Source organism: Pseudomonas sp. FG98, assembly GCF_057808595.1.
The window spans coordinates 111,960-118,618 of record NZ_JBMDIJ010000013.1 but is presented as its reverse complement, the minus strand read 5'-3'; the positions used below and the strand labels follow the sequence as shown (position 1 = coordinate 118,618).

Genomic DNA, 6,659 nt, shown 5'->3' with positions numbered 1-6,659 from the left:
CCCCGATCAAGGCGCGAGCCGGTGCGGGCTAGAGGGTGGAGAGGAATGCGCTGTTGCTGGCCTGCCACTCGGTGATGTCGACGCGGATGCGCTTCTTGTCGAGCTTGCCGACGCTGGTCTTGGGAATTTCGGTAACAAGGGCGATCTGGCTGGGAATCGCCCATTTGTTGATATGGCCCAGCTCGACGAACGGCTTGAGGTGTTCCTTCAATGCCCGCGCATCGATGCTCGCCCCTTCGCGCACCACCAGCAGGGCGAACGGACGCTCGCCCCACTGCGGATCGGCGACGCCGACCACGGCCACTTCGCGCACGGCGGCGTGGCGGCTGATCAGGTCTTCGAGGTCCAGTGACGAAATCCATTCGCCGCCAGTCTTGATCACGTCCTTGATGCGGTCGCGGATGTCGATCACGCCCATGGCGTCGAGGGTGGCGACGTCACCGGTGTGCAGCCAGCCGCCGTCCCACAGCTCTTCGCTCTTCTCCGGCTCGCGGTAGTAGCCCATGGTCAGCCAGGGGGCGCGCAGCACCAGTTCGCCCTGGGACTCGCCATCGGCGGGCAGGAAGTTGCCATTGCCATCGACGATCGCCGCTTCCACCAGCGGTACCGGCACGCCGGCCTTGATCCGGTAGGTGGTGCGCTCGTCCTCGCTGCCGGCGAGCAGTTCCTCGTTGAGGTGGGCGCAGGAGATCAGCGGACAGGTCTCGGACATGCCGTAGGCTGCGGTCAACTGGATACCCCGGGCCTTGGCCGCTTCGTACAGGGCGCGGTTCAGCGCGCTGCCGCCGATGATGATCTTCCAGCCGCCGAAGTCCTCGTCCTGGGCGTTCTTGCAGTTGAGCAGCATCTGCAGGATGGTCGGCACGCAGTGGGAGAAGCTGACCTTCTCTTCGCGCCATAGCCTGACCAGCATGTCCGGCTCGTAGCGACCGGGGTAGACCTGCTTGAGCCCGAGCATGGTGGCCACGTAGGGAATGCCCCAGGCGTGCACGTGGAACATCGGGGTGATCGGCATATACACGTCGTCGGTGCCGAGCAGACGCACGCTGTCGATGCTACCGGTAACAGTGGCCACGCCCATGGTGTGCAGGACCAGTTGCCGATGGGTGAAGTACACGCCCTTGGGGTTACCGGTGGTGCCGGTGGTGTAGAAGGTGGTGGCGACGGAGTTTTCGTCGAAGTCCGGGAAGTCGTAGTGCGGGCTGGCGGCGGCCAGCAACTGCTCGTATTCGCCGACCAGGTTGGGCAGTTCGGCGGTCTTGTCCGGGCCGTCGGTGAGCAGCAGGGTCTTTTCCACCGTGGTCAGTTGCCCGGCAATGGCCTGGTACAGCCCGACGAAATCGCTGTTGACCAGCACGAAGCGGTCGTCGGCGTGGTTCATGGTGTAGAGGATCTGCTCCGGCGACAGGCGCACGTTGATGGTGTGCACCACGGCGCCGATCATCGGGATGGCGAACATGCATTCCAGGTAGCGATGGCTGTCCCAGTCCATCACCGCCACGGTGTCGCCGGCCTTGACCCCGGCCTCGGTGAGGACGTTGGCCAGGCGCGCGATACGCTCGTTGAGGGTCGGGTAGCTGTAGCGCAGCTGGTCGCGATAGACGATCTCGCGGGTTTTCTCGTAGCGGCTGCCAGACATCAGCAGGCGCTTGATCAGCAGCGGGAACTGATACGCACCCTGGGCGGGAGCAATGACACGGGTCTGCAACATGGGAATCCCTTTTCTGGAGTTGCACGAGGCATTGGACAAAGCTGTCCTTACTCTAGAACGGGGATGTGACGGTCAAATCAGCCAAAGGAATGATTTGACCGTCTCTCGACCGAACGGTCACGCCGTTCGGCGCGCGGTTCAGTGCATTTCGCTGAAGGCGATCTTGACGCCCAGGGCAATCAGCACCGCACCCATGGTGCGGTCGAACCAGTGGCCCATGCGGGCGAAGCCGGCACGCACCCGGGCCTGGCTGAACAGCAGGGCGACCAGGCAGAACCACAGGCCGGTGGCCAAAGCGAGGTAGACGCCGTAACCGGCCTGCACCAGCAGCGGGGTGTGCGGGTTGATGACCACGGTGAACAGCGAAAGGAAGAACAGCGTCGCCTTGGGGTTGAGGCCGTTGGTCATGAAGCCGGCGATGTAGGCGGCGCGGGGCGTGCGCTCGACGGTGGAAACCTGGATCGCCTCCCCGGCACTGGCGGGCTTGGCGCGCAGGGCCTTGAACCCGATGTACACGAGATAGGCGGCAGCGGCCCATTTCAAGGCGTTGAACAGCATGATCGACTGCGACACGATCAGGCCGATGCCCAGCAGCGAATAGCCAACATGCAGGAAGATCGCGGTGCCGACGCCGAAGGCCGTCCAGGTACCGGCGCGGCGACCGTGGGTAACGCTTTCCCGCACCACTACGGCGAAGTCGGGGCCGGGGCTGGCGACGGCCAGCAGGTGGATAAGCGCAACGGTGAGAAATTCTGCCCAGTACACGAACGGGAGCTCCTGGTAACGATCGGGGGCGATACCTTAACCATTAACACCTTGTTACAACAGGGCGAATGGTCGTGGATTCACTGGCCTCATCGCTGGCAACGCCAGCTCCCACAGTGATCGCGTGCACCGCTGGACCCTGTGGGAGCTGGCGTTGCCAGCGATGAGGCCAGTGGCTCCAACACCACACCCAGCTCCTTGACTCTCCCCCATAGGTCACCCCTCACCCTGCCGCCCTTTTCCAGCAGGAACCGACAATGCGCATCCTTATCCTCCTCGGCCATCCCTCCAGCACCAGCTTCTGCGCCGCCCTCGCCCGGCAGTACCACGACAGCGCCGTGCAAGCCGGCCATCAGGTCCGCCTGCTCCACCTGGGCGAGCTGGATTTCGACCCGATCCTGCGCGAGGGCTATCGCCAGCCCCAGCCCCTCGAAGACGATCTGCTCGCCGCCCAGCAGGCCATCGCCTGGGCCGAACGCCTGGTTGTGGTCTACCCCATCTGGTGGGGCGGCATCCCGGCGTTGCTCAAGGGCTTCCTCGACCGCGTCCTGCTTTCCGGCTTCGCCTTTCGCTACAGGTCCGGCTCTCCATTCCCGGAAAAACTCCTCGCCGGCCGCCATGCCCACCTGCTGGTCACCATGGACACCCCACCCTGGTACTACCGCTGGATCCAGGCGATGCCCGGCCTGCACCAGATGCGCCGCACGACCCTGGCCTTCTGTGGTATCCGCCCGGAAAAGACGCTAACGTTCGGCCCTCTTCTCTCTTCCACGCCGCAGCGACGCCAGGCCTGGCTGGACCGGACGCGCGCACTGGCCATGCGCTGAAAAGGATCCTCGATGTTCATCGGCGAAGCCGCCCGCCTTAGCGCGACCACCGTCAAGACCATTCGCCATTACGAGCGCATCGGCCTGCTGCCGCCCGCCCGGCGCCAGGGCAGCTACCGCGTCTATGACCCGCAGACCGTCGAGCTTCTGCTGTTGATCAAATGCGCACAGAAGCTCGGCTTTACCCTCAGGGAGATGCAGGCTCTAATAGCCGACGGCCAGGCCTCCCGCGCCGCCATCGGTGCCGCCATCGCGACCAAGACCGCGCAGTTGCGCCAGCAGATCGACGGCTTGCAGCGACAGATGGCCGAGCTGCAAGCATTCGGCGCCAGTCTCGAACAGCTTTCCGATACCTGCTTCCCTCTCTGAATTGCCCCAGGAGCCTTGTCATGACCCACGCCGTCTTTCTCGACCACAGCTCGCTGGACCTCGGTGACCTCGACCTCAGCGGCCTGAGCGCCTGCTTCAGTCGCTTCGACGTGCATCCGGCGACTGTGCCCGAGCAGGTCGTCGAACGTCTGCAAGGCGCAACCGTGGCGATCAGCAACAAGGTGCTGCTGAACGCCGAGGTACTGAAGGCCTGCCCCGACCTGAAGCTGGTCCTGGTGGCGGCCACCGGCACCAACAACGTCGATGTGCAGGCGGCCCGCGCCCTGGGCATTACCGTGTGTAACTGCCAGGGCTACGGCACCCCCTCGGTGGCCCAGCACACCCTGGCTTTGCTGCTGGCCCTGGCCACCCGCCTGCCGGACTACCAACAGGCGGTCGCCGCCGGCAAATGGAACCAGGCCAAGCAGTTCTGCCTGCTGGACTTCCCCATCGTCGAACTGGAAGGCAAGACCCTCGGCCTGCTCGGCCATGGTGAACTGGGCGGCGCCGTCGCCCGCCTGGCCGAAGCCTTCGGCATGCGCGTGCTGCTCGGCCAGTTGCCCGGCCGCCCGGCGCGCGACGATCGCCTGAACCTCGACGAACTGCTGCCGCAGGTGGACGCCCTGACCCTGCACTGCCCACTCAACGACAGTACCCGCAACATGATCGGCGCCGCGCAACTGGCCCTGCTCAAGCCCGGCGCCTTTATCGTCAACACCGCCCGCGGCGGCCTGATCGACGAGCAGGCCCTGGCCGACGCCCTGCGCGCCGGGCATCTTGGCGGCGCCGCCACCGACGTGCTGTCGGTGGAGCCGCCGGTCAACGGCAATCCGCTGCTGGCCGCCGATATCCCGCGCCTGATCGTCACCCCGCACAGCGCCTGGGGTGCGGTGGAGGCACGCCAGCGCATCGTCGGCCAACTGGCCGAGAACGCCCGCGCCTTCCTCGACGGAGCGCCGCGCCGCGTGGTCGGTTGAGGCGCTGCGGCTTCTGCTAGAATTCGCCCCTTTTTTTCAGGAGCCGCCGTCCATGGACCCGCGCAGTGAAGTATTGCTTCGTCAGGCTGATCTGTTCACCGGCCCGCTGCTGCTGGCCGGGTTACCCGCCGACAGCCTGCTGGGCACTTTCCCGCAAGCCCGGGGCTGGTGCTGGCATGCCGGCGACCAGGCGCTGCTGGACGCGCGCTTCGCCGGACGCAGCCACTACGGCGTCGAGGTGCCGGACGTCGCCTTCGAGGCGGCGGTGCTGTTCCTGCCAAAGTCGCGGGATCTGGCCAACTACCTGCTCAACGCCCTCGCCTCGCGCCTGGGCGGCCGCACCCTGTACCTGGTCGGAGAGAAGCGCGGCGGCATCGAGGGCGCGGCCAAGCAACTGCATGCCTTCGGCAAGCCACGCAAGCTGGACAGCGCACGGCATTGCCAACTGTGGCAGGTCACCGTCGACACCCCACCGACAGCGCAGTCGCTGGACAGCCTGGCCCTGCGCTTCGAGCTGCCGCTGGCCGATGGCCCGCTGAAGATCGTCAGCCTGCCGGGGGTCTTCAGTCATGGCCGCCTCGACCGCGGCACCGCCCTGCTCCTGGAACACCTGGACGGCCTGCCCAATGGCCACGTGTTGGACTTCGGCTGCGGCGCCGGGGTGCTCGGCGCAATCATCAAGCGGCGTTATCCACAGAGCCGGGTGACGCTGCTCGACGTCGATGCCTTCGCGGTCGCCAGCAGCCGCCTGACCCTGGCTGCCAATGGTCTGGAAGGCGAAGTGATCAGCGGCGACGGGATCGACTTCGCACCTCGCGAACTGGATGTCATTTTGAGTAATCCGCCGTTCCACACCGGGGTCCATACCAATTACCAGGCCTCGGAGAACTTGCTGAAAAAATCCGCCGATCATCTGAAAAAAGGTGGGGAAATGCGCCTGGTTGCCAACAGCTTCCTGCGCTATCCGCCGCTGATCGAAGCGGCATTGGGCAACTGCGAAACGCGTGCCCAGGCCGACGGATTCAAGATCTATCGGGCGCTGCGCGGCTGAAAATCAGCACTTGCGCAAACGTATCCGCGTAGGCAGAATCCGCTCCGTCCTAGGGGAGTAGTCTCCCGCGAGCGCCCTGCTCGCATGGTGCGTCGTCAACATACTTGGTCCACAGACCATGGCGCGCACGACCCACGGTCCGCATCAGACGGATCCAGGGTTTGACAAGACCTATGACACGAACACCTTACCCGGGGCGGGGAGGTCGTACGTGTCATAGCCGTGTCGACCCGCCCCCGTAGGAAACCTGATGCTGGAATCGCTGCTCGTCCCCACCGCCATCGTTGCCCTCGCCGAAATCGGCGACAAGACGCAATTGCTTGCCCTCATTCTCGCTGCGCGCTTCCGCAAGCCCTGGCCGATCATAGCCGGCATCGTCGCCGCGACCCTGGCCAACCATGCCGCCGCCGGTGCCGTCGGGGCCTGGGTGGGCAGTTTCTTCAGCAATGTCACGCTGCACTGGATCCTGGCCGCGAGCTTCCTCGCTACCGCCGCATGGACGTTGATTCCGGACAAGATGGACGATGACGAAGCCAGCACCGCGCGGCGCTTCGGGCCGTTCCTGACCACCCTGATCGCGTTCTTCCTTGCCGAGATCGGCGACAAGACCCAGGTCGCCACGGTGATGCTGGCGGCGCAGTACCCACACCTGATCATGGTGATCATCGGCACCACCCTGGGCATGCTGATCGCCAACGTGCCGGTGGTACTGGCGGGTAACTTTGCTGCGGAGAAACTGCCGTTGACCCTGATCCGCCGACTGGCGGCGAGCGCCTTTGCGGTGCTGGCGCTGATTGCCGTGTATTCGGCCATGAAGGCCAGTGGCTGGGTGGGCTAAAGGCCGGGAGAAGACTGCATGAAACCCTGTGGGAGCTGGCTTGCCAGCGATAGGGCCGGACCTGACTACAGGGTAGCCTGTAATGGCCTCATCGCTGGCAAGCCAGCTCCCACAGGATCAG

At 65.2% G+C, this 6,659-nt stretch carries 7 protein-coding genes; 5 read left to right on the top strand and 2 right to left on the bottom strand.

The window, feature by feature from the left end:
- Positions 1–28: 28 nt before the first annotated feature.
- Both ACODSK_RS11875 and ACODSK_RS11870 read right to left on the bottom strand, forming a co-directional pair.
- Positions 29–1,711 carry a fatty acid--CoA ligase gene (locus tag ACODSK_RS11875; RefSeq protein WP_489016167.1) on the bottom strand — a complete coding sequence of 561 codons (1,683 nt, stop codon included), beginning with the start codon at positions 1,709–1,711 and terminating at the stop codon, positions 29–31.
- Between the two features lie 138 nt (positions 1,712–1,849).
- Positions 1,850–2,476, bottom strand: coding sequence for a LysE family translocator (locus tag ACODSK_RS11870; RefSeq protein ID WP_489016166.1), 627 nt, complete (start codon positions 2,474–2,476; stop codon positions 1,850–1,852).
- A 257-nt stretch (positions 2,477–2,733) separates the two neighbouring features.
- Here ACODSK_RS11870 and ACODSK_RS11865 point away from each other — a divergent pair, with 257 nt between their 5' ends.
- The 5 genes from ACODSK_RS11865 to ACODSK_RS11845 all read left to right on the top strand — a co-directional run bounded on the left by ACODSK_RS11865 (position 2,734) and on the right by ACODSK_RS11845 (position 6,538).
- Positions 2,734–3,303, top strand: coding sequence for an NAD(P)H-dependent oxidoreductase (locus tag ACODSK_RS11865; protein ID WP_489016164.1), 570 nt, complete (start codon positions 2,734–2,736; stop codon positions 3,301–3,303).
- A gap of 12 nt (positions 3,304–3,315) precedes the next feature.
- Entirely contained in the window at positions 3,316–3,672 is a 357-nt protein-coding gene (locus ACODSK_RS11860) for a MerR family transcriptional regulator (protein ID WP_489016163.1), read from the top strand.
- Between the two features lie 20 nt (positions 3,673–3,692).
- On the top strand, positions 3,693–4,649 hold the full coding sequence (locus ACODSK_RS11855) for a 2-hydroxyacid dehydrogenase (protein ID WP_489016161.1): 957 nt from the start codon (positions 3,693–3,695) through the stop codon (positions 4,647–4,649).
- Positions 4,650–4,701: 52 nt separating this feature from the next.
- A complete protein-coding gene (locus ACODSK_RS11850) occupies positions 4,702–5,700 on the top strand; it encodes a methyltransferase (RefSeq protein ID WP_489016159.1) in 999 nt (332 codons plus the stop codon).
- A gap of 253 nt (positions 5,701–5,953) precedes the next feature.
- A complete protein-coding gene (locus ACODSK_RS11845) occupies positions 5,954–6,538 on the top strand; it encodes a TMEM165/GDT1 family protein (protein WP_489016175.1) in 585 nt (194 codons plus the stop codon).
- Positions 6,539–6,659: the final 121 nt, after the last annotated feature.

Bases quoted from the DNA above. Each gene is read 5' to 3' on its own strand.
- ACODSK_RS11875 (WP_489016167.1), bottom strand. From the start codon at position 1,711: ATGTTGCAGACCCGTGTCATTGCTCCCGCCCAGGGTGCGTATCAGTTC.
- ACODSK_RS11855 (WP_489016161.1), top strand. From the start codon at position 3,693: ATGACCCACGCCGTCTTTCTCGACCACAGCTCGCTGGACCTCGGTGAC.
- ACODSK_RS11850 (WP_489016159.1), top strand. From the start codon at position 4,702: ATGGACCCGCGCAGTGAAGTATTGCTTCGTCAGGCTGATCTGTTCACC.
- ACODSK_RS11860 (WP_489016163.1), top strand. From the start codon at position 3,316: ATGTTCATCGGCGAAGCCGCCCGCCTTAGCGCGACCACCGTCAAGACC.
- ACODSK_RS11865 (WP_489016164.1), top strand. From the start codon at position 2,734: ATGCGCATCCTTATCCTCCTCGGCCATCCCTCCAGCACCAGCTTCTGC.